Origin of the sequence: Bacillus cereus group sp. BfR-BA-01356 (assembly GCF_022663635.1) — a bacterium.
GTDB classification, from domain to species: domain Bacteria; phylum Bacillota; class Bacilli; order Bacillales; family Bacillaceae_G; genus Bacillus_A; species Bacillus_A cereus.
Window position 1 is genome coordinate 1 of record NZ_JAKUFX010000057.1, and the last position, 25,470, is coordinate 25,470.

Consider the following 25,470-nt stretch of genomic DNA (forward strand, 5'->3'; position numbering starts at 1 on the left):
GGTTTATTTGAGATGCTTATTTTTAAGAGTATGCTTTTATTTTAGGAATGTTTTGATCCGATGAGTCGAAAGCTCAGGTTGTGCTCACTCTTAAGTTGATGGGCATGTGCAACTAACCCCATATCTTCAATTTTCAAAGAGCAATCTGTACAAATATTTAGTGGCAAATTCGTTGGCTTACGCTAACTGACATTTATTTCTCACCTATTTGTTGGTGATATCATAGTTTCACACAAATTGAGAAAGGAAATGAATATCAGAAAAAGATAAAAGAAAGAACCACATTTATTGTTATATACACATTCTTTTATGAACAGGATCCAAAAAATATTAAGAAGGTGAGCTCATTGTCTAAATATTCACAGGGACAATTTATTTTTTTAGTAACTGTATTAATTAGTTATGTAAGTTTTTATTTGCTTTTTTTATTTGCTTTTCCTAATTTTTATTTTTTAACTGAATTTAATATACGAATATCGTCTTTAATTGTTGAAACTATTGTAGTTGCTTCATTACTTTACTCTATATTATTAAGGAAAATTAAAATAGAAGTCTTCTGGGTATGCATGACTTTTGCAATAGGTTGTTTCTTATTAGGGAATTTCATATCCATTTTCCAGGTTCTTGATATAGAAATACCGATTGAACACTTTCGGATGTATTTTTGTTGTTTTTCTTATTTCTTTTACTTTTTGCTTTTCTTTATAAAATTATAAAAGAGTGCACTAACTGGGAAAAATCATATTTACTCTGTGATATATGTATTGTAGTTACTTCAATATTTACTTTAGAATGGTACATATTTAATAACCCTACAGCCCATTTTTTATCTTTTTCAATTGGAGATATCTTTCTTTCATTTGTTTTTCCAATTATAGATTTATTACTTTTTTTACTTGGGATTAGCCTTGTATTTAGACCAACTATTTTTAATGCGAAAAACAAACTATATATTTTTATTATAGTATTAATTGGATTGGCTAGTACTGACTACTTATATTTTTATGTACAAGATGAATTATCGGATCGTGCAGTCATACTGTTAAGATGTTTATATAGAGTTTTTCTTTTATTAATCGCTATTGCTGCTACTATACCGAAAGAGTCATTTTCTAAAAGAAATTATTTTATTATCAATCCAATATTGGGGGAGAAAATCCTAGTATCTTTTCCTTATCTTGCAGTTACGATTTTAATTGGTTTTACCTTTAAAGAGCAAACCCATTCATCTACACTCATTACTGGAAATTGTATAACATTTGTATTTGTACTGATACGTCATACAATTATGCGAATGCAAAACCGAGATTTAACCAAAAAGTTAAAAGTGTTTAATAGTCAATTAGAACAAAAAATATCACAAAAAACTGCAGATTTAATCAAAAAATCTAATGATTTGCTGGAAAAACAAGAAAAATTTAAGTCTTTATATGAATATCATCCAGATCCTATTTTAACTATCGATTCAAACGGCATAGTATTGAATATAAACCAGGCTGGAAGTATATTATTAGGAAAAAAAAGTGTCGAATTAATAGGAAAAGAGTGCATCTCTATTTTCTTAGATGAAGATAGATTTGAATTGGAAGAGGCTCTAAAGCAGGAGGGACGATGCAGTTCGGATTCTTTACAGTTACGTGTGAAAAATAATAATGTGAAGGACGTACATTTTTGGTCTGTAACCATTGTTCCTATAATGATAGAGAGACAAACTTTTGGGAGCTATGTAATGGTAAAAGACATTACAAAAATGAAACAACAGCAAGATGAGATAAACTACCTAGCATTTCATGATACGGTGACGGAGATTGGAAATCGTATATTCTTCCAACAAGAATTGGATAGATCCATTAAGCGTGCACAAAAAACACAGGATAAGTTTGGGCTCCTGTATATTGATTTAAATCGCTTTAAGACTATTAATGATACACTGGGTCATTCGATTGGTGACAGGGTTTTAAAAGAAGTTGCCAAACGTTTTAGGGCATGTCTTTCACCGACTATTCCTCTAGCAAGAATAGGTGGAGATGAGTTTGCGATTATTGTCCATAACCAAACAGAGCAACAGCTATTGGGTTTGTGTAAAACTCTATTTCGTATAACTGAAGAACCATTTGTAGTAAATCAGCATAGTTTTTACTTATCTCTTAGTATAGGAATAGCAGTGTATCCATTTGGAGGGATAAATACTACTACACTTTTACAACATGCTGATATCGCTATGTATAGCGCAAAGGAAAAAGGTAACAATGCTGTTTGTATGTATGACGAGACATTATCTCAAAAAGTAACCCATCGATTACGATTAGAACAGGATTTACCAAATGCAATTGAAAATAGTGAGTTGTTTTTATTGTATCAACCGCTAATTGATAGTAAGGCAGGTAAGGTTATTGGTGCAGAGGCTTTAATACGTTGGCAACATCCAGAGCTTGGACTGATTTCTCCTTTTGAGTTTATACCTATTGCAGAAGAAACTTCACAGATTATTTCAATTGGGAAGTGGACGTTACAGAAAGCGTGTCAACAACTGAAAGAATGGCATTCTGCGGGCTTTTCAAATCTAAAGATGGGGATAAATTTATCAGCGATAGAGTTTGAACAGAAAGATTTTGTTCAAACAATTATATCTACCATTGGAGAGATAGGAGTACCTGCTAGTTCGATTGATTTGGAATTAACAGAGAGAATAGCAATGGTAGATGAAAAAGAAACCTTATCGAAGTTAAAAGCATTAAAATCATATGGTGTACATTTATCAATTGATGATTTTGGTACAGGATATTCTTCATTAGCATATCTTCCTTTGTATCCAATTGATACTTTGAAAATTCCAAGAGAATTTGTTAATAGGATCGGGACTTCTATGGATGGAAATGAAATTATACAAACCATTATTTCATTAGCACATACTTTAAATATGAAAGTGATCGCAGAAGGGGTAGAAACGAAAGAACAATTAACAGTGTTACAGCGTAATGCATGCTATTTTATTCAAGGATATTATTACAGTAAACCTTTAAATAAGGATGAATTTATCAATTTCTTGAATAGAAAGGTTTAATTGATATATACTGTATACTATTTTAGGTCCTGAAAATGAGCTAATTAGGTAGCTCTTTAACAGCTTTATCGTTTTCCGACTGAAGACTCCTTCCTCAAAAGTGTGAAGGTGTGAAACACCAATTTTAGGTGGGAGATGAATGTCGGTTGGTATAAGCCAACATGTTTGCTACCATATACTTGTATAGATTGCTCTTTGAAAACTGAAGATATGAGGTTGGTTGCAGAAAAACGTTGCAACCGTAAAATCTTCAACGTTCTTTCGCCCCACGTTTGCTGAAGTTGCGAAAACTAAGCTAAAGTAGGAAGCGTGGTGAGTCAACGTACAAGCCACTTATGTTTTCACCGTAGGGACTACGGGCAGAGCCTGCTAAGATAACCGGTGGATACATCGGTGTTCGCAGGAATCTTCCACTTCAAACAGTCCGTAAGGACGATAAGTGGTGAGTAGTTCAAATTAGCTCATTCCTTACAAATTATAAAAGATGTAATGCTTTTAAATTTCAGAGTAAATATCAAAAGTATAGTTGACCAAACATAACAAAAGCTTTTGTTAAAATTCACTTTTTTTATTTGAAGACCAACTGTTTCCGCAGTCATCTTCAATAGGACCAAGCTCTATTAATTTTGCGAAAAATTGCTTTCAATATATACAATTTGTATTCAAACATATATGTTCCGTAGAATTATCGTTAGACTAATTGCAAGAAATAATAACATCGATATTTCGTTCTAGACAAAATAAAAGGGAAGCTAATTAAACTCGAATTTTACATTAAATTCGAGTTTAATTGATAATTATAGTGTGTTATAATATAAATAAAATTAAACGTTAATATCGTGAGGTACATAATGCATTCAAACACATTTATATATCATATGACTCATTATAGAAATTTATCAAAAATATTATCTTCAAATGGACTCGTGTGTGTCTCTAGCATCATGAATAATGGGCAAACATATTGTAATATTGCTAATAATGATATACAAAACAGACGAGCTTATTACTCAGTTCCAGTAGAACCATTTGGAACATTACATAAATATGTTCCATTCTATTTCGCTCCAAAATCACCTATGTTATACAGTATCTATAAAGGTAATGTCACACAATATAATGAGGGGCAAGGGCCTCTCATTTATTTTGTATCGTCAGCGCAAAAAATAAAGCAAAACGGGGTTCCTTTTTGTTTTACTGATGGCCATGGAATAATGCACTTCACTGAGTATTACAATGATCTTAAAGAATTGCACAACATTGATTGGGATATAATGAAGAGTAAATATTGGCATGACACGATTGAAGACAATGATAGAAAGCGTAGAAGAATGGCAGAGTTTCTGGTTTACCAATATGTCCCACTTGACTGTATTATCGGGATTGCAGTCTATAGTCAAAAATATAAAGAAGAAACCGAAAAAATATTAACTGAACATAATGTTTCTTTAACAGTTAAATTAAAACCTAATTGGTATTATTAAGGTGGTGGTAGAAATTGATTAAAATAACAAAAGGCAATTTGTTAGAAGCTGATGCACAAGCTTTGGTGAATACCGTTAATACAGTCGGTGTAATGGGAAAAGGTATCGCCCTTCAATTTAAACAAGCATTCCCTGATAATTTTAAAGCTTATCAGAAGGCATGTAAAATTAATCAAGTTCAGCCTGGGAAAATGTTTATATATAAAACACACCTCTTAGGATCACCAGAATACATTATAAACTTTCCAACTAAAAGGCATTGGAAGAATAAATCAAGAATTGAAGATATTAAGAGTGGGCTTAGTTCTTTAAGAAATGAAATTATTAATTATAATATAAAATCGATCGCATTACCTCCTCTTGGATGTGGTAATGGGGGCTTAGATTGGAGTGAAGTACAGCCTTTAATTATAAAGTCATTAGAGGACTTAAATACTACAGTTTATCTATATGAACCTTCTGGTCATCCTGATCCAAATAGCATGAAAATAGGTACAACTAAGCCAAAAATGACAAAAGCAAGAGCTCTTTTACTATTATTAATGGAGCAATACAGAGCTCCAGGATATCACCTTTCGCTTCTCGAAATACAGAAATTAGCTTATTTTTTACAAGAGTGTGGAGAGCCTCTTCGTTTAAATTTTGTGAAATATATATATGGTCCATATGCGGAAAATTTAAATCATGTTTTAATTCGTTTAGAAGGACATTATATTCGTGGTTATGGTGATCGAAATTCTAAATCTGATATTAATCTGTTTGAAGATGCAATATTAGAAGCTAAAGAGTTTATCTCTCATGATGAAGAATCTTTAAAAAGACTTGAAGAGGTAAAAAATTTAATTGAAGGATATGAAACCCCTTATGGTATGGAGCTTTTAGCTACTGTACATTGGTCTATAAAGTATGGAAATAATTCAATAATGGATTTCGATGAGATTATCAATTATATCCATAGTTGGAATGAACGTAAAAAACACGTATTTAAAAATAATCATATAAAAAAGACAATGCAGCATCTAGAGATATTTATGCAATAAATTAAAGACTTTTAAAAGTTAATTTAAATGGAAATTCTATATAAAGTTGTTTTCGTAAGAATATCAATTAAAATTGTATTTAATGTAAAATTAGACAAATTAAGACAAAACAGTACATTGATTATAGAAAATCAATGTACTGTTTTGAAGTTTGAGGTGAAAAAATTGAGCAATCGAGAAAAACAAGTGTATAAAGCACGTGTAGAACGTCATAAAGAAAAAATGCCTTGGTATATCATTGAATATATTGAAGAGAAAACGAACCTCTCCCCTGCTACTTTGTATGGATATTTAATTGAATATGAAATGTTTTTACATTGGTTGATCTCCTCTCGTCTTGTTTTCGTAAATGGAGAAGTTGTAACGGTTACGAAATTACATGAGGTGCCAATTGAAACATTGGAACACCTTCCTCTTAAACAAGTAAAAAGGTTTAAAAGCTATTTAGAGAGACAAGGTAATAAAACAAAGGCAATTATACGAACATTTTCAGCTCTAAAATCATTATTTAACTACCTAACCAAAAACACTGAAGATGATAATGGAGAATGTTACTTTTATAGAAATGTTATGGCCAAAATGGAAATTCATAAGGAAAAAATTGACGCTTCAGCAAGAGCGAAAGAAATTTCTGAAGTTATTTTTCACAATAATGATGATATTAAATTTATGCGCTTTTTATCTAATGAATATGAGCAAATGCTAAAAGAAAACGCTCCCGGTAAGTTAAGATTCTTCAAACGCGATAGAGAGCGTGATATTGCTATTCTAAGTTTAATTTTAGGTACAGGACTTCGGGTATCTGAAACAGCTAGTTTAACTATTTCTAGTATCAATTTTCGTACTCGTTACATTAAAGTTGTACGAAAAGGAGATAAAAAATCATCTATTTTGGCTACACAAACAGCCCTAGATGATGTTCAAGAGTATCTAAAAGTACGTGCTGCTCGTTACAAGTGTCCTGATGCTGAAGATATTCTATTTGTAACAAATTATAAAGGATCCTATGCGCAAATTTCTGTTAATGCTATACAAAAGCTTACAGAGAAATACACAAGGGCTTTTGATGAAAAGAAAAGCCCTCATAAATTACGTCATACTTATGCTACTAATCACTATAATGAAAATAAAGATTTAGTATTATTAGCAAATCAAATGGGACATAATTCTATGGAAACAACATCTCTTTATACAAACATTGATGATACTAAACGACGAGCTGCAATAGAACGCTTAGAACAACGTCAATTTGAAGATACAAAAGAAAAATAAATAGTAAATAGAGAGCATTGTAGCCTACGAAAAGACAATGCTCTCTTATGTTTGTATGTCTATACTATTAATGTATAGATAAATTAATTTTTAATATCTCTACTGTTAAATAGCATACAATTAAATTTCATCCTACATCTAATCACTCAAAATATTGGTACAAGAATTGTATATTTAACCCTTTTATTTTTCTGGATTTAGGTAGATTTTAATTCTACATGTTACGCTCAATATGGAGTTGCTTCGCGTATTTAACTATCTCGAATAATTCTCTCTTTTCATCAAGATAGAATTCATCTGATAGAGACTCTACTAAATTTGATACCTGGTCAATATGATAATCCTTTACATCTGTTTTTAATCCTCTTGGATTCGTAGATGTAAACAGTGCAGTAACCTTCTCTTGCGCTTTTTCAAAATCATATTCTGCCTCATATGTTACTTCTACCGGAACAAATTCAATTCTATCTATATAAACTTCGTTACCTGAAGAGAAGTTCCAAGCACCTATTGTGAATGTACTTTGTACATCTAAAAAGCTAAATGGAGTGGTAAAGCCTACAGTTCTAAAGGTTTTATAGTCTAAGTCCTCTCCTCTATTCATAGTTGCTGAAAAATTACCTTGATTAATAGCTTTACCGTTAATTGACGTATGGAATTGTAAATCTGTGGTAGAAGCATAGCGAATCCTCACGCGATATCTTTGTGCAAATGGTGGATTAATATTTACTCGTATATCCCCAAATGTACCAGTATTCGTTCTTCGAAGGATATCCCCACCTGTAAATCCTGGTCCTCTCACTACAGCGGCACCTGAAGACAGATTGAAAGCTTTTACTAATGGTATTTGTGTAATGCTATTTGGCTCAATTGTATTTGTACGATCTGCACTACGATGCGTCCAAGAATATACCAATGCTTTCACATGTGATGCTGAAATGAGTCCTATATGAGATAATCTATGACTATAAGATTCATAATTTGGCTGTCCTGTTGCTTCAGGTGGTAATTCATTTTCTGAATCCTGTAATTGCGTCCCAATTCCAGCATACCCTGGATAATAGAAATTATCAGATGCGATCGGATGTGTGACGAATTTCCAATGAAAATCAACCCTAGGTACTCCATTAACAGGTTGAGTTAAAAATAGATTCAGCCCTGCCAATGATTCAGTCCTATAGACGTCTCGAGAAGTGAACGGTAATGTTACAGGATTAATAGAAGTATTAGTAGATCCTTGTGTTGAGATATTTAACGTTCCTCCTATTGTTCGGAATTCTAGTTTATGTCCTCCCCACATATTCATATACTGAGTGTTACTCCATCGACTTAATAAGCTGTAAATTGTAACTTGTTCTAGAAAATCGAGTAGATGCGGGTTTCGAACAACAGCAGCCTCTATGGCAGAGAACGAAGGTGCATTATTATTATACCAAGTCGTACTTGTAAAACTTGGATGCGGATGTACTGTCCCAATTGCGTCTGTATATACTTCTCTTGTAAGTTGGGCTGTAGTTTTAATTGGATACATTTGTGTATCATAGCTTGGAAATAGTGCCACTAAATCTAGTACCATTAAAGTCATGTCTCTACGGAATTGATTATATCGTACCCAACTTTCGGCATTTGTACCCCTCAAGTTATTTAGACCTGTGCTATACCATTTCACACAATGGTCGGAATAATCTCCTGCTCGTTCGACTTGACGGTTATAAAATGTTGAAATTTCTGAAGATGATAATCCCCACTCTTTTCCAAAAATAGATGCATCTCTTAATAGCAACAAATGTAAATTTGCAGCTTGGGCATATATCGGTAATAATGGTACCTCCTCTCCAGACACTGCAAAAGAAGGTAGTTTCTGAACGAACATCAATTCTAATGCGATATATTGGCTCTTGACAACACTCCTAGCCCTTGTGTTATTACGATTTCCAACCCAACTTTCAAGCGAATCATGGTAGACAGCTAAGGCATCTCCTAATCCTTTCAAGTCTGTAAGTGCTTTATTTCTTGCATAAGTTGATATTTTTTGATTAATAATCTCTTCTACATGTTCCATAAAGATTTCCCATTGATTTTTCCCCTTAGGCCATAGCTCACCTAAGATAAAACTATAAAGACTAGCTACTTGTCCTGCAAAAGGAACGCCTAGGGTACCAAGTATTTTACCCGCAATACCAATACCTGTTTGAATTGTTGATGCACTAACAAACGGCTCTACATTTTCATACTCAGACATTTTCAAACAATCTTCATGATTAATGTTTTGTAATTCTATATCTGTTTCATTTTTTAGTGAATCCGTAGAGATTTTATCTACTTTCGCATTGCAAGAAAAACTTTGATGCTTATCTTGATTCTTTAGTTTCATATTAATCCCTCCACTTATACTATTATTTAATTTTCAGATATAATTTTATTCATACAAAATTATACTTAGCTGTAATGTCAAATAAAGCATTTTCAATTTATACATATATTTCATAATTAATTATATAATATATGTGGAATTTACTAATAAATATTATTCCTTAATAACTTTCTAACGTCTTTAAACCTTCTTTAAAAATGAACTGAAATAACTTCAAACACCTATAAATACTCTTATTAGTGCTTTATTTTCGATTACAAGTAAAGCATATACCAAATAAAAAAAGAAAAAGCAGAGATATTTTCATCGATAGGTGAAAATATCTCTGCTTGATTAAGTTGCTCTATACATATGTATTACTAGAAAATAACATAGTAAAACGGACATCACTCCGTTTCAATGGAGGTGATGTCCGTTTTTCATTACAACAAATTACTTATCTATTTGTAATGCTGCTCTTGGACAATTGATTTGAAAACGATATTTAAACCTGAGTTTGCATGAGACTATTCCTCCATAAGGAGTAATTCCACGCTGTCCACGATAAATGTTCCTTCCGTTTCTCCAATCTCAATCCATACCTTATCGGTTTCTGGGAAGTATTCTAATTCTTTTGTCACATAACCAACTGGTAGTGGCGTGTAATCCCTATACCCTCTGTTAAATTCACAAGGATTCTCTCTTCGTCCATCTGTATACGATTTTTCTTCATAGACTGACGCATAATCAGCTGGTACGGAAGGAGCTTCGTTATATCCTCGATTACGAGAAGTGTACGCACCTCCGTATTCTTCTTGATTTACAGTATAATCATTACACGTTACCGTGTTATTTGGATAGATTTCCTCTTCTACGCAGTTGCTAAACTTCAGTTCGTCTGTATTGTTCTCGATCTCATGAATGGTTACGCAACCTTCTCCATATCCCTCCTTGTACGCTGTGACACGAAGGATATAGCCACGACCCGGACAGACACGAACTTCTTGTGACACTTCTGCTTCCCATTCCGGAACAACAAGGACCGAACGTTGGTTGTTTTGTTCTTCTACATCTACATGCCCTTTCACGTTCCAGCAGGATAAGCCATTATTAAAATCACCATTTTTAATGACATTTCTCGCATCATATAGGGAGAATGCAGTGAAAATACGCCCTTCTAATTCTTCAAAAATAGCCGCATTGACACCCGGAATCACAGACAGCTCAGGCAGATAAGCTTCTCGAATGCTATGAACACGTTTATCTGCCGCATGAATCATGGCAATATTCGTATCCGCTTGTAATTGATCATATTGAGAGTTTACAAATAAAGCATCTACAGATTCTTTTGCCTCTTTATAAACGATATTTGTTTCCCATTCCAATTTTTCACGTTTGTCTCTCCATTTTTTCTCCGCTCTTTTCACACGAGCTAGCGCTTCTCCTACTAATGGTTTCTCTTCGAGAAACTCTAGATTCCCTAGTCTTGCGTGCCCATCTTGCGTCTTAATCTTAAAGATCACCCATACACCTAGGTCCTCATTTAAGTCTGTACATCCTACATCAATGTCTAAGGAGAAATGATGCGAATGATGGGCACACTTTTCTCCATCCCTACACGAACAATCTAAGTCAGGATTCCATTCAAGGTGTGGCGCGCATCGATTCGGCTCTCCACACTTTCCGATTGGACTTTGGGCTGAAAGCGGCCATAAGGAACCCGTACCTGGCACATTTACTGTTTCATGTTTTGCATTGTAGCGAATTAAATAGATTTCTAAGTCTTGACTATCTTCGATATACCCTCTTAATTGATAACGGGTATAGGCTTTTAATTTCGACTCATCTATTTTTTGATATAAATACGTTGGATAGCACTCATCAAAGGTACCCAATAGCGTAACGTAATTCTCTTTGAATACGTCATCGCCTCCTTGGATGGTAATATCCGTACTTCCTCTCCAGCCACGGTCTAGTTGTCTATTGATCCCTCTGAAGTTTGGATCTTGAAGTAAATTCCGCTCATCACTAAGTCGCTTCGCATGTTTGACTTTCTCGGACAATTCTTGTTTTTCATCCAGACAAAATTCATCTGATAAACACTCAACTAAATTGGATACTTGATCAATATGATAATCCGTCACATCTGTTTTTAACCCGATTTGATTGGAAGAAGTAAACAGCTCATTCACCGCCTTTTGTGCTCTTTCTAAATCATATTCTGCCTCAAAGGTTACTTCTGCCGGAACAAATTCAATTCGATCTATATAAACTTCATTGCCTGAATTGAAGACATGAGCACTTAACGTAAATACACTTGATCCATTTGAAAAGTTAAACGGAGTAGTAAAACCTACAGTCCTAAAGCTTCCGGACTGTAAATTACTCCCACTACTCATAGTTGCTGAAAAATTACCCTGATTAATAGGTCTTCCGTCAATTGATGTATGGAATTGTAAATTTGTAGTAGAAGCGTAGCGAATTCTTACCCGATATCTTTGTGATAATGGTGCAGTAATATTTACTCTTAAGGTTGAAATCTGGCCAGGTGAAGTTCTTCGAAGAATATCTCCTCCTGTAAATCCTGGTCCTTTAACGACAGAAGTTCCAGAGCCAAGATTAGTAGATTTTGTTAAAGGTATTTGTGTAATTTGTGATGAAGGAATTATATTATTAAATTCAGCACTGCGATGCTGCCAAGAAAACGTTGGAGCTCTCAAGGTGTAAACTGCTCCAGCTGCTTGGCTCAGCATTGTAACATGACTCAATCGATGGCTAAATCCCGCACGAGGTGGTACACTATTATCCTGTGGCGGTATTACATCTAGTGAATCGACTGTACCCCTTTGTCTATATATAGTGGAAGGCAAGTTGGTCGTTAGGGAGGCAAAAGAAAACTCCGTTCCATCAAGGACAAACAGTTCCTGATTATTTGGGCCTGAACCAAGTATAATTCTTCTATATAAAGGTGAAGATAATGTTCTAAAAATCCCCAAACCAGTTAATGAGACAAGTACGGGTGGAGCTGCATTCCCCGCATTCCCAAATAAAGGGAATGCGAATTCTGGTCCTGAAAACCCTACAGGAGAAGCTGTTATTTGATGCCCTGACCAATAATTAAAGCCTCTATGCACATCAGTATAAATGGTTATACTATTAAGGATATCCATAAGATGTGGTTGCCTAATATTCTGTTCTATTCTCTGAGCCATTCCACGAAAACTACCATCAAAATTTTCTAATACTGGGTTCGTATAAATTTCTCTTGTTAATTGGGAAACTGTTCGAATTGGATACCTTCGACTATCATAATTTGAGAATAGAGCAACGATATCTAATACAGTAAGTGTTAGCTCTCTTCTAAATTGATTATACCTTACCCAATCTCTAGAATCCGGTCCCCATACACGCTCTAATCCCGTATTGTACCAGCGCACAGCATAATCTGTATAGTTGCCAATAAGCCTAGTTAAATCATTATAACGACTATTGATAGTCGCGGCATCAAATCCCCACCTTTGTCCAAACACTGAAACATCTCTCAAAACTGATAAATGTAAATTTGCAGCTTGAACATATACTGATAAAAGAGGAACTTGATAATTTTGAACTGCAAAAAGAGGAATAGCGGTTGTAAGGGCACTGTTCATGTCATTGAATTGAATACGCATCTCTTCTCTTAATGCTGGATTAGTAGGATCTGCTTCCCACTCTCTAAAAGATTCTGCGTAAATTTGATAAAGATTGCTTAGTCCTTCTAATCTAGAAATGGCTTGGTTCCTAGCGAATTCTTCTATTCTTTGGTTAATTAACTGTTCAATTTGTACAAGAAATGCGTCCCATTGAGAGGGACCAAAAATTCCCCATATTATATCAACTAGTCCTAACACAAATCCAGCACCGGGAACAAATTCACTCAAAAGAAATTGCGTTAGCGACAAGGAAATATCGATTGGGGTGTAACCAGTTTCTATTCTTTCTCCACCTAATACTTCTACTTCAGGGTTACTTAAACAATTATAAGGAATGCATTCATTGATGTTCGGATTGTTATCCATAAGTTACCTCCATCTCTTTTATTAAGATACCAATTCATTATGATATAATACTGTTTTTCATTACTACAATTTAAAACATATGACTCATCTTATGAAAAAATGCACAAAGTGCAACTAATTTTACTAAATATCAATTTTTGACCCAGGGTGTTAACAATCTACTTACTTCTCGCCCATTATCCATGCTTTAGACTTTACAATGTTTAACCAATGCATTAAGGGTTTGTATTCCGTTAACTTATTTTAAAGTCTTATTACTTTTTATACTTATATATAAAATCCACTTTTCCTATTTTACATATACAAATTGAGAATTTGCGGTAATGTAGAAATACTTACACTTATACATGTTAGAACCATTTACCTGCAATTCATCTTGAATTGTAAATGCTTCCCCTTTTTTTACAGTCTTAATCTTATCATTCCAATTAGCAGAACCATAGACCCATAATTCGTTTGTATCTACAACAACTAATTTACCAATATTACTCGTTTGTCTACGGGCAAAGTAAATATAGGAAGAGTCATATTTCACCCATGAATTACCTAGGTTCAGCCAGCCCTCACGTTCTTCCCAAACAATATAAGATTCAGGTTTGTTCAATTTACGAATTACATCACTACTCGTGCTAGGTCCTCTGCGAAGGTTAATATTTACACCTTCCATGTAAGCAATTCCTAATCCTTGTGTACCCGCATCCTTGTTATGATTCTCTACAACCATATCGTTTAGACTATCTTCAATCATCCTCTTGAAACCCTCAAATCCACCTGGTCGATTAAATATCGGACGTGGACAGTTCTTTCCACTCCAATGTTGATGGGAAACTACGTTCCCAATCTTTAATCCAAGGTGAGCCATGAGAAACTTAACGAGACCCGCAGCATGGGTTAAGGCTTTTTCAAAATTACCATCACGATTTTCACAAATTTCAATGCCGATAGACGAGCGATTACCCGCTCCATTCCCGTCTCCGGCATGCCAACCATTCTCATTTAGTGGTAAGTGCTGTACAATCCGATGATCGTCTACCGTAAAATGCCAGGATACACCAGATGATCCACCACCATTGTTAACATATCTAGCATGCGCTCTTGCATCTGCACCTGCATTTTGGTTTGCAGTGGTGTGAATTGTGATATATCTTGGATTCATGGTATATGCAGGACGGTTACGGTTTCCTTTTGGAATGATATTACTTTCAAAAGGTATTTTATTAATTTCTTTAACATTGAATACTGTCATATAGCTACATCTCCTATCAGATTATTTAATACGCTTTCAATCTTTCTTAAATACATATTTCTATATTTATGAGTACAGTATATCTCTGTCCTGAAATAAAAAAGCATAGATATTTTCACCTATTGATGAAGTTAACCATGCTTTTCCACATAAAACATCTAAAATGCCTTGAAATTTTAGGAATGGTTCTTAAAAACTTCTTTTCGTGATGTATGATTTGATTTTTTTTCGATATACCTAAAAAGGAGCTAAAAGGAGCTAACAGTTGATTAAATCCTTTTAGCTCCTTTTTTATTTCAAATCGATATATATGTTAATTAACACAAGGAATTCAATCCCTCAATTCATGCAAACTACAGAAACTCTACAATAAAAATGCAAGTAATTAAAAAGATTTTATTTCCCTAAATTTAAGCAGATTTTTTATCCCACTTAAATATTTTATTTAAAAATTTATATATTTTTCTCGATTCTTTAGTAAAGAGTGGCCCTAAAATAGATAGGATAAGTACATATAGTGCTGAGAACGGTTTCAATACTGACATTAAACCACCCGCCATACCAATATTAGCCATAATAATTGAAAACTCCCCCCTTGACACGATTGTTAACCCAATATTTGTCGATGCTTTATGAGATAATCCAGCTTGCCTTCCTGCAATCATCCCTGCTACAAAGTTCCCAATGATTGTCAGTAGTACAGCACCTAACGTTAGCCATATCGCTCCACCTAACGAAAACGGATCTATACCTAAACCGAAGCTAAAGAAGAAGATAGCTCCAAAAAAGTCTCTAAATGGAACAACAAGATGTTCAATTCGATCACTATGCTCTGTTTCAGAAAAAACTAAACCTAACAGAAGTGCTCCGATTGCTTCCGCAACATGAATTGTTTCAGAAAAACCAGCGATAAAGAATAAAGAAGAAAATACTACTATAATAAAAATTTCATCTGAACTAATATTCAACAATTTATTTAATAACGGAGTAGCCCATCTAGCTACAATAAAGAATAAGAGCATATATCCCAAAGCTATACCAATTGAGGTAAGAGCACCTAAGAATGAAGCATGATCACCAAGGACTAAGCCAGAAACCACTGATAAATATACAGCAAGGAATATATCTTCAAACATGATAATTCCTAAAATTAGCTCCGTTTCTTTATTCCCTGTTCTTTTTAAATCAACTAGTACTTTTGCAACAATAGCACTAGAAGAAATTGTAATAACCCCCGCTATAATCAAAGTTTCTAATAAAGGGAATCTCATCAAAAATCCATATAGTAACCCCAACGAAAAATTAATCAAAATATAGATTGTTCCACCAATCGCGATAGAACGACCAGATTTAATTAGCTTTTTCATTGAAAATTCTAATCCTAGGTAAAATAGAAGAAAAAGTACTCCTATCCTTCCCAAGAAAGAGATTACACTTTCACTTTCTATAAATCTAAAATCGATTACACCTATTACCGGAGCGTGTGGGCCAACTAACATCCCCAGAACAATTAAAAAAGGAATAATTGAAAATTTAAGCCTTCCAGCGACTACTGCTGCAATTGCTACTAAAATTAGAGCTGTACCAACTTCAAAAATTAAAGTATCCATCTAGTCAGTCTCCTCTATTTGAAAGTAATTCATTAATAAGTTTTTTAACTTCGTTTCTTTCTCCAGAGACTACTAACATATCCCCCTTCTCGATAACAGATTCTGGTCCTGGGTTAAATAATTTTTTCATGTTTTCTCTTATAATGGCTATAACAGTTACATTGTATATTTTTCTTATTTCAAGCTGACCTATTGTTTTTTCAATGGCAAGAGCTTTATTTTCAACTTTAAACCATTCAATTGTTATTCCTTCAAATGCCATTTCAATTGTTTCTAAAGCTTGAGGTTTATATACCATTCCTCCTAATATTGCTGCGAGCTTTCTTGCCTCTGAATCACACAAAGAGACACTTGAGATACTTTCTTCGTGGTCTGTATCAAAATGATACATTTCTCTACGTCCATCATCATGAATCACGATTACCATTTTATTATTATCTTTTGTGACAATATGAAATTTATAACCGATGCCCGGCAATTCACTTTCTCGAATATTCATATAATTTCCTCCTCAGCAGTTTTTCTATACTCTAAATATGTCCAATTTCAATTAATTTAATATCCGTCTTAAACTTACTCCTCTATCTTGTTTAAGAAATATATTTTAGAAATTCACCCCATTGTGGATACTTATGATTAGGTAATTTCTGATTATATACATAAGTGAATACTATGAAAAAAATTATGGATGTTATGGAGAAAAATACTACAATTTTAGTTTTCATGATTTTTAAAGCATACTATTAACAAGGAGTTATTATCCAAATTCATCCCTTCTTTCTGTTTTTATACTTAATATCATTCAATAATCAAAAAACTTTAAAGACACCAAATAATGTTGCTTAATATAATTTATTTTTAAGTAACGCGAAAATTGTAGATTTAACAATATTTCAACATCTTAAATAACATTAATTCTTTTTATACAATTATCATTTTAGAAATTAAAAGGTCCTATATAAAGGAAAACAGAGAATGTAGCTTTTAGATTGTCCAATTGGTAATAATGGTCATACACTAGGCTTCCAATTTCGAAAGGAACGCGAACATCGAGCAAGACCATTGGCATAGAAATATAAAAAGACGTGTTGCAAAATTCTTAGGATTTTAAAGTATTCGTCATGCTTCACTTTCCTTAAAGGGCATTTAAACCGTTCATTCTATATAAAAAAAAACGAAGTTTATAAAGACCAAACTTCGTTTTTTCTACGTATGATAAATTGCAAAAATCACTAGCAATCATACCTAAATTTTATCTCTTAAAAATTCACAATAGAACCATTTTTTGCACCAATACATGTTTTACTAAGTCAAGTGAAAGTTACGTTATATAATTTAATCCTTCTTTCCATGTCCCTCTATAGTGAATTGTGAAACTAACTGTACCAATTCTTCTACTTTTCCCTTTACTTTGTTAGATTGATTGGCAATATCCTCAATTGAGATTGCCTGTTCTTGGATTGACTGTGCAGCATGACTTGTCCCATTAGCTACTTGTGCTGCTGTTTTAGAAACTGTTGACAATGATATATTCACTTCATCTGTTCCAGCAGACATTTCTTCTGTTGCTGCACATACCTCTTGCATTTGACTAGAAATCTTATCAATATCCTTTACAACAGAAAAGAATACTTGGTTTGCCTTCTGAGCGGCTTCTTTTCCTTCTATTGCTTTTTGTTTCCCCCTTTGCATTACATCAACTGTAGCTTTTGTATCTTGTAGAATATTTTTGATTAAATGATTTATTTCATTAGCGAACTCTTTAGATTTTTCTGCCAAATCCCTTACTTCTTCTGCAACCACTGCAAATCCTTTCCCATTTTCACCAGCACGTGCAGCTTCAATTGCAGCGTTTAATGCTAAAAGATTAGTTTGGTCTGCAATATTAGTAATTGCATCTAGGGCTTTATCAATTTGCTGCGTGCGTGTAACAAGTGTATCTATTACTATAGAGGTTTCTTCAACTACTGCATGTACACTATTCATTTGAAGGATGGATTGTTTTATTTCTTCACTGCCTGAATTTACATGTTCAGTTGTTTCAACGGACATTTCAGTAACCATTTTTGATGATTCAGCGATAGTTTGAACTCCGGTAGCAATTTCTTTTAATGATGATGAATTCTCTTGGATACTTATAAATTGTCCTTCTATTTTGGTATTTACTTCAGAAATATTTTGAACAACTTCATTTGATAGATAAGATGCTTTTTTTGTGTTTTTTAACATACCTTCTGTAGAAGAAATAACCTCGTTGGCTGTACTCTTTACATTTCCTATTAGTTGTTGTAGATTATCTAACATATTGTTAAAAGAGTGTACTATATGTCCTAATTCATTATTAGATTCATAAGAAGTGCGTATTGTTAAATTACCTGCAGATACTTTTTCCATGTCTTGTTGTAATAATATGATTGGTTGCTTGATTGCACGTTTAATAAAATAACCGATTAAAGTAACAATTATTATTGCTAAAACTGATATGCTAATAAACAATGTCATTGTATTTTTTATACTGCTGATATTAGATTTCTGTAACTGTTGTGCATTATTTTTGTTATATCTAATAAGTTCCTGGATAGATTCTATTGCCTTTTTAATATTTGGTTCAATCTCTTTTAAATAATATGTAAATAAGTCTTCATTATTGGATAAGTTTATATCTTGTATTTTTTTTATTTGTATTCTTAATTCATCAAATAATCCGTAAAAATCTTTATACAATTTTAATTCTTTGTTAGAACTAATTTTAGACTCAAATTGTTTTAATAACTTATCATTTTCTTTTCGAGCATCGTTGATCTCCGCCAGTAATTCTTTACTTCTTTTTTCATCTTTTGATATCATCATCTCCATTAAATTCATATTAACATGGAAAATATTCGCTTCTACAGATCCAATATGTTGGATTGACAATAAATTATTTTCGTACATGTTAGTTGAAGCATTCTTACTTTCTGCTAAACAAAAAAAACCTATTGTGGAAAGGGTTATACAAGCGACGATAGATATCGTTATCAATCCGTTTAATTTAGTGCCTATCTTACTATTTTTTATAAATGACAATCAAATTCACTCCATTGTTATAATAAGTTATTAAGAATTAGATTCAATAAATATAATTGTAATTCGGGTATATATTTCGAACTGTTTTTATTTTAATTCATAAGAAAAATTTTATTTTTCTTGATGTGTCTATCAAGGTTTCTTACTCGATCCGTTATAAAATTGATCTAAAGCAAGCTCCCTTCAATAGTCTTTATGCTATCAACATAAATATGGGTTTCTATATAGTAACGGAAAAAGTCTTTGTTGAAATCAACTGCTCATATATATCCAAAAAAGTTACTTTTAATATTGATGCTATAATATTATTTTCGTGTTTGCTGTTTCATTCGGAAGACATTCTATATAATAAATAAGCATATTAATAGTTTAAAGAACTATATGGATACATACCTCAAGTGTATTTTATAAATTAAACTTGAGGTATGCACATTATTAAATTAATCCATTTTTTTGTAGATTTCTGCTCAAGTGATAATATATTGGGTTTTATAGTTAAACTTTTTCAAAAAAACCCTTCTAATTTTATGTCCGTATATTCAAATAACACATTTAAAATGTTACAGTATTCTCATTAAAAAATTCCATCCTCGGTTAGCTGAATAGTAGTCTGGATCATCAGTAATTATAGAAGAGCTTTGAATTTATGAATATCTCCAATATGTCTAACTTTGCCTGCTTTTATTCATTACCTTATATTGAACTAAGGGTAATCATTCTCCAAGTTATGAGTGAAGACTCCCTCTTTGATTTTCACATCTAATAATACCGTTATATAGGCAATAGTATGCGGGAGCATAATAATAGATTAAACCGTTTCCACATAATCTAAAATTCCATGGTTTTTGTACGTCAAAGTGTTTGTAGAATTACATTTTGCATTTAAAGTTACGCTCCCATTCTCTAGGAATGGTGTACCAATTTTACCATGTACTTCGCTCGCTATCGCAATTTCATTTTTGTAACATATGTTATTGTATTAGAATATATTTTACGAATTCCCATAAAATTAACAGTTTTTCAAAATTGGTTACATCCTCTAAATCACCTTGTCTAACACAAAGTGTGATATTAATAATTATTTTGGGGCCCACTGGCAATGGACCATATAAATTTTTGGATTTAAAATCTTACACGTTCACATTAATTTCAATACGAAGTAAGCTATTTCCCCTAGATTATTAACATAGAATTGAACTAAATACTGAGATTATTTCCCTATATTAAGAACTCAGTCCTCCCTTTGTTTCATAAATGTAAGTAGTTATTTCACTGTAAAATTTTCTATTTCTACAGTTATCGCTAAAATCCATATCCATATTTAATAATATTTTTGTTAAAATTCACCTTATATTCTTCCCCCTATCTTACACATAATTATTTTACTAAATAACTTTTATTAATTTAGCTCATAATAGTGTCCTACTAAGAAATCATTTTGTTTTTCCTTAATGATAATCATATATATATAAGTATTTAAAAGCTAATTTTCACTAAATTAAACATAAAACACATAAAATAATTAGTTTATTAATTCACAAACATATATTATGATTATAAATATATTGCAATTTTGACATAAATACTCATATTTTCATTTGGAAACAGTACCGAGGTTTAATAATGTCACAAAAAATTAATAATAGTATGCAATGTTATTTCTTTAAATTTAAGTATTTTTATTATCTCATTCCTTTTAATTGTATTTTTGAAAACTTTTATGTTATCTATGGTTATTTTTTTGTATAGCTGAAATATCATTTTACTATTTGTGAATTCCTAAGAATAAAAATAAAGAGGTTGCCTCAGAGTAATCATTCAACTACTTTAAGACAACCTCTAACATCCATACATTATATATACTTAATTTTAGTAGATAGATCAAAAACTATAAACTTATATTTACATAAGAACCTCAAACTTTAATAAAGTGGTGAAATATTAGTTGGTACAAGCATAATATTCATAAGATCAAATTGAGTACCGGAGTTTAATGTTACATTTATATCTAATGGTACATCAGAATTACTACTTGCTACTACATTACCGATATTAATATCTGAAAAACGAGCTCCATTATCATTAACTCCATCGTTATTTGTAGTAGTATTAACATTTGTAGCAGTATATACCCTACCGTTTATAGTAACTCGAATAGTGGAATTTCCTATTGAAGAAACTCTTAAATAAAGATTGTAACTATTTCCATTCCCTCTAAGCGTATAACGAGCTGTTGTGTTGTTTTGTTCAAACCTTAAAGAATCACCTTGATTTCCAAATTTTTCAGAAATAAATGTTCGTGTTTGATTATTCACTTGAGTTGCATGTATCGGCGAAATAGTAAATCCTGTATAGTCATTTGGCGCTAAATGAATCATAGAACCATTTTCATGAACAGCATGGATATTATTTTTTCTGTTATGCACAGATACCATATAAGCTCGTGCTCCACCAGGTGTTCCTGAAGGACTTGCTATATTTCTTATTTCATTATAGTGTAACGGTCTTCTTAAATCTTCATTTCTAACAACTAAAGGAACTCCAGAAATATTACGAATAAAATAATCTGGGAAATAGTTTGAATTACCGCGAGCTGTAAAAGCACCACTCCTTAACCCTAAAGTTGTCTCAAAGGATTCTGTTTGCCAATTTGTAACGGTGGCAACGCCCTCCCGATCTGAACCTGAATCTAGCCAACTCCTAACAAATGGCGTTAACAATGGGGGGAGAAATGTGCTACAATTAAAATTTTGATTAAACGGAGATGCACCTATATCACCAGACGAAATTCCTCCACTGTAATTAACCCTTGCAGCAAGCAATGCGTGAGTTGTAGTAGAACCAGGTAAACCAACTATATTAGGGAAGGTATTAGAAAGCCTAGCACCACTAAATCCATTTAACACATAATTTGAATTAACTTGGAAAAGAGAATATAAAAATGGCCAGTCTTGTGAAGTAAATGATTGGGTCTGCTGTGGTCCACTACCACTTGCATATAAATTAGCACCGGAAGATACTAGAAGACTTTGATATTTAAACAACGACCAGATAGATACATACTCAAATACATTTAAAAACATATATGTTCTAAATTCTAACATATCGTGTAAACGAGTGTTTAAACCTTTAAACGCACTTTGATACGTATTTATACAATAGTTAGAGTAATCTCTTGTATAATTTTTCAAGTAATCTCGATACGTACGTAATGTTGCTGCTGAAATTCCCCATTCATCTGCATTTAGAATAACATCTCTAATAAAAGAAAGATGTAAATTGGCTGCCTGTGCAAATAAAGGTAATAATAACAGTTGGTATCCTTGCATCTGGAACTGGGGTAATCTATTTAGAAATAATTGTTGCATTGTATTAACTGAAGAAGTTATTGATAAAGGAACAGCGTTTCGGTTAGGGTTCAAAAAATTATCTACTTGTCGATTAAACTCTTCTACATTTGCTTGCAGCCCTGTCAATTCCGCATTTACACGGGCAAGAGTGTCTGTATTAAGTCTTTGATTCAGGAATTTTTCTGTCTCTCTTAAAATATCTTGCATTAGATTTGTACTACCACTAGGAAATATTAAATTCCGTAACTCACTTAGTATCCTTTTTCCAACAAGACTCCCCACTTTCTTTAACAGAAAACTAGCCACAGTTCCAACAATAGGATCTAGGTATAAACTATGATTATTTTTTTTCCACTCCGTCCATTCCTTTTGTACGGTATCTAATGATTTGTGTTGAAAACTAAATGGATCATGAGCCGCTACATTATACGCATCACAAATAGTAGTTCTTCCGCTATTCAATACACTATTCATATAAAATTCCTCCTTAAATATTAAGTAATATATTAAAATTAAAGATACTAAATTAGCCTGATAATAACGAATATTTTTAAGAAAGTGCTTATTTACAACCACAATTACAACTCTAACTTTGATTATAATTATTAATTAAGTCTTAAACATAGGAATCATTCTCACTTTTGTTATACGCATAATTTGTATATGGTATAGGAAGGATCATACTTTAAACATGAAAGCCTACATTTAGCCATCCATCATGCTCCTCCCTAAATCATCTACAGTAATACCCAGCATATACCAGATGAGACACCACCATTATTTGCAAATCTAGCATGTTCGCTTGTTTCTGTATTTTGGTCCACTAGTGTGTAAATGGCGATTTTTCTTGGAATCATGGAATAAGCAAGAAGATTCCAAGTACCTTTTGTAATGATATTACTTTCAAAAAGTAATTTATTTATTACTAGTATAAAATTTGAAAACTGTCACAATACCGAAATTCCTAATCATTCCAGTTGATTATTTTATTTCTCAAAAATTACCCTTCATCTTTCTTAAATCTAGTTAATCATCCATTTACCGCTTTCTTAACTGCTTCTATTCTCCTTTCCATACGTTACATTAACAGGTGTATTAGAGAATCCATTTTTCAAAACAAAAATTGTTTGGTTAATTTTCAAAAATGTTCAAACTATTTATACAATTATTAGAATTGGATATTATCTCCTGTTAATAATTTTCCCTGCCGTATGAGTAAAGTATATCTTTAATTTAAAAAGAAAAAGCATAGATATCTTCACCTATAGAAGAAGATATCTATGCTTTTTTTGAACTACCCCCACTTTCACTTCATTTAGAAGTGAGGGATTCCTAAGTAAAGAATTCTATCGAACTCTAATTGATTAGGCTATCTCCGCAGTCCTTTCGGTTAGAAGTCATATTGCTTCATTCTTTAGATTGATACTTGCGTTAATATCCCTATCATGATGTGTACGACAAGAAGGACAGTCTCACTTACGTAGGTTTAGATTTTTAACGTCTTTGTTTTGATATCCACAACAAGAACATTATTGGCTGGAAGCAATTGTTTTCGATAAGACAATAACTTGTTTTCCGTACCATTTTGCTTTGTATTCCAACATGGCTTGAAATTGTGACCATGATACTTCACTAATTGCTTTTGCTAACTTGTGATTCTGTAACATATTCGATACTTGCAAATCCTCTATACCGATAACATCATGGTTTTTGATGATTTCAGTCGAGATTTTGTCTAAGTAATATTTTCTATATTTTTCCATTTATTAATAAATCCTAGCTACCTTTACTCGCTGCTTATTCCAGCGAGAAGATCCTTTCGTCCTTCTAGAAAGAACATGCTGTACTTTCGCCACCTTCGCTTCTAATGAGCGAAAAAATTACGGATTTTTATAGGTTGTTCCATCTGACAAAATGGCAAAATCTTTTAGTCCCATATCCATTCTGATGTAAGAATGTGTTTTCGGAAGTTCTTGTACTTCTGTTTCAACTAACAATGAAACAAAGTATATGCCAGAAGGGTTCCGTCTAACTGTAGCATTTACAATACGTCCCTTTACTTCGCGACTTTCGGCAACTTTATTTTTTACCTACACTGGCAATGTTTTCGTTTGTTTAATTTTGTGGTATATGATTGTACGTTGTTCTTCTTAGATTTAAAGCGCGAGGCGCTGTTTTATTTTTTGAAAAAGCGTGTATACGCATCTGCAAGATTATAAACAGACAAATGAATCACAATAATATCCACTTCTTTTAGCCAAACAAACTCTTTCTTCATGGCAGGAACTTTGGCAGAACATGTACCATAGGTCAAACCTCTTCCTGCCTCTTTATATAAGTCATCCCATAAGGAAAGAAAATGATTGAATACAAAGCGAGAACAACCAATCGTTTTATTGATTAGAATTGCTTGTGCTTGATTTGGAAAGATATAAAACTTATAAGCTTTATTAATCATCATTTGATTCACCTCCATTTCTGTATATGGCTACCATACACCGAACGTGTATTCTAAAGAGAGGCAGTCGCGATTTATGTATGTTGAACAAGCCAATTCATCTCCAACCTACTCATTGTGCTGTGACCCTTCACGCTCCTTGAGGAAGGAATCTTCTTGGCTAAAATGATAAATGAAGGAGCTACCTATTCACCAATTGTTATAAAAACACTTTAATCCTCCATCAATATAAGCCTTATGAGATAGTTAATTTCGTCTGATATTAGTAAGGACTAAAAATCATATTATACTTCTACTGAAAAATATTCATTTACCTCTACACTTCCCCCCCTACTTTTATTATGTTTTTCTATACACTTATGTTAGAACACAGTATAAAAAAATAAACATCACTCTTATAAGAGTGATGTTTATCTTTTATACTGTGTCATTTAAAGCAACTATGCATAAAACTATTCATCTATAATGC

The 25,470-nt window shown here is 32.7% G+C and carries 10 protein-coding genes and 2 pseudogenes; 4 read left to right on the forward strand and 8 right to left on the reverse strand.

Annotated elements, in window-relative coordinates:
* Window positions 1-566 precede the first annotated feature (566 nt).
* The 4 genes and pseudogenes from MR168_RS18565 (at window position 567) to xerS (ending at window position 6,860) form a co-directional block, all read left to right on the forward strand.
* Window positions 567-3,064: pseudogene (locus MR168_RS18565) on the forward strand (sensor domain-containing protein).
* 878 nt (window positions 3,065-3,942) lie between these two features.
* Complete coding sequence (gene darT / locus MR168_RS18570) at window positions 3,943-4,548, forward strand: type II toxin-antitoxin system toxin DNA ADP-ribosyl transferase DarT (protein ID WP_228161298.1); 606 nt, start codon at window positions 3,943-3,945, stop codon at window positions 4,546-4,548.
* 14 nt (window positions 4,549-4,562) lie between these two features.
* Entirely contained in the window at window positions 4,563-5,588 is a 1,026-nt protein-coding gene (gene darG / locus MR168_RS18575; protein ID WP_000591046.1) for a type II toxin-antitoxin system antitoxin DNA ADP-ribosyl glycohydrolase DarG, read from the forward strand.
* 165 nt (window positions 5,589-5,753) lie between these two features.
* Complete coding sequence (gene xerS / locus MR168_RS18580; protein ID WP_014481901.1) at window positions 5,754-6,860, forward strand: tyrosine recombinase XerS; 1,107 nt, start codon at window positions 5,754-5,756, stop codon at window positions 6,858-6,860.
* A gap of 214 nt (window positions 6,861-7,074) precedes the next feature.
* On the opposite strand, the gene cry1Ia is transcribed toward xerS, so the two are convergent.
* The 8 genes and pseudogenes from cry1Ia to tnpB all read right to left on the reverse strand — a co-directional run bounded on the left by cry1Ia (window position 7,075) and on the right by tnpB (window position 25,004).
* The gene (cry1Ia, locus tag MR168_RS18585; RefSeq protein ID WP_103597599.1) at window positions 7,075-9,234 is read right to left on the reverse strand and encodes a pesticidal crystal protein Cry1Ia; all 2,160 of its coding nucleotides are present in this window, start codon (window positions 9,232-9,234) and stop codon (window positions 7,075-7,077) included.
* Between the two features lie 506 nt (window positions 9,235-9,740).
* Entirely contained in the window at window positions 9,741-13,271 is a 3,531-nt protein-coding gene (locus tag MR168_RS18590; RefSeq protein WP_000369823.1) for an insecticidal delta-endotoxin Cry8Ea1 family protein, read from the reverse strand.
* A gap of 289 nt (window positions 13,272-13,560) precedes the next feature.
* Window positions 13,561-14,517 (reverse strand): N-acetylmuramoyl-L-alanine amidase, encoded by a 957-nt coding sequence (locus MR168_RS18595; protein WP_000215668.1) that lies wholly within the window; start codon window positions 14,515-14,517, stop codon window positions 13,561-13,563.
* A gap of 410 nt (window positions 14,518-14,927) precedes the next feature.
* A complete protein-coding gene (locus MR168_RS18600; RefSeq protein WP_000380161.1) occupies window positions 14,928-16,127 on the reverse strand; it encodes a cation:proton antiporter in 1,200 nt (399 codons plus the stop codon).
* 4 nt (window positions 16,128-16,131) lie between these two features.
* A complete protein-coding gene (locus tag MR168_RS18605; protein ID WP_001026061.1) occupies window positions 16,132-16,626 on the reverse strand; it encodes a cation:proton antiporter regulatory subunit in 495 nt (164 codons plus the stop codon).
* Window positions 16,627-17,462: 836 nt separating this feature from the next.
* Window positions 17,463-19,193: a methyl-accepting chemotaxis protein gene (locus MR168_RS18610; RefSeq protein WP_016090221.1), complete on the reverse strand. Its 1,731-nt coding sequence runs from the start codon at window positions 19,191-19,193 to the stop codon at window positions 17,463-17,465.
* A 1,922-nt stretch (window positions 19,194-21,115) separates the two neighbouring features.
* The gene (gene cry2Ab / locus MR168_RS18615; RefSeq protein WP_001089638.1) at window positions 21,116-23,017 is read right to left on the reverse strand and encodes a pesticidal protein Cry2Ab; all 1,902 of its coding nucleotides are present in this window, start codon (window positions 23,015-23,017) and stop codon (window positions 21,116-21,118) included.
* Between the two features lie 923 nt (window positions 23,018-23,940).
* Window positions 23,941-25,004 (reverse strand): annotated as a pseudogene (gene tnpB / locus MR168_RS18620) (IS200/IS605 family element RNA-guided endonuclease TnpB).
* Window positions 25,005-25,470 lie beyond the last annotated feature (466 nt).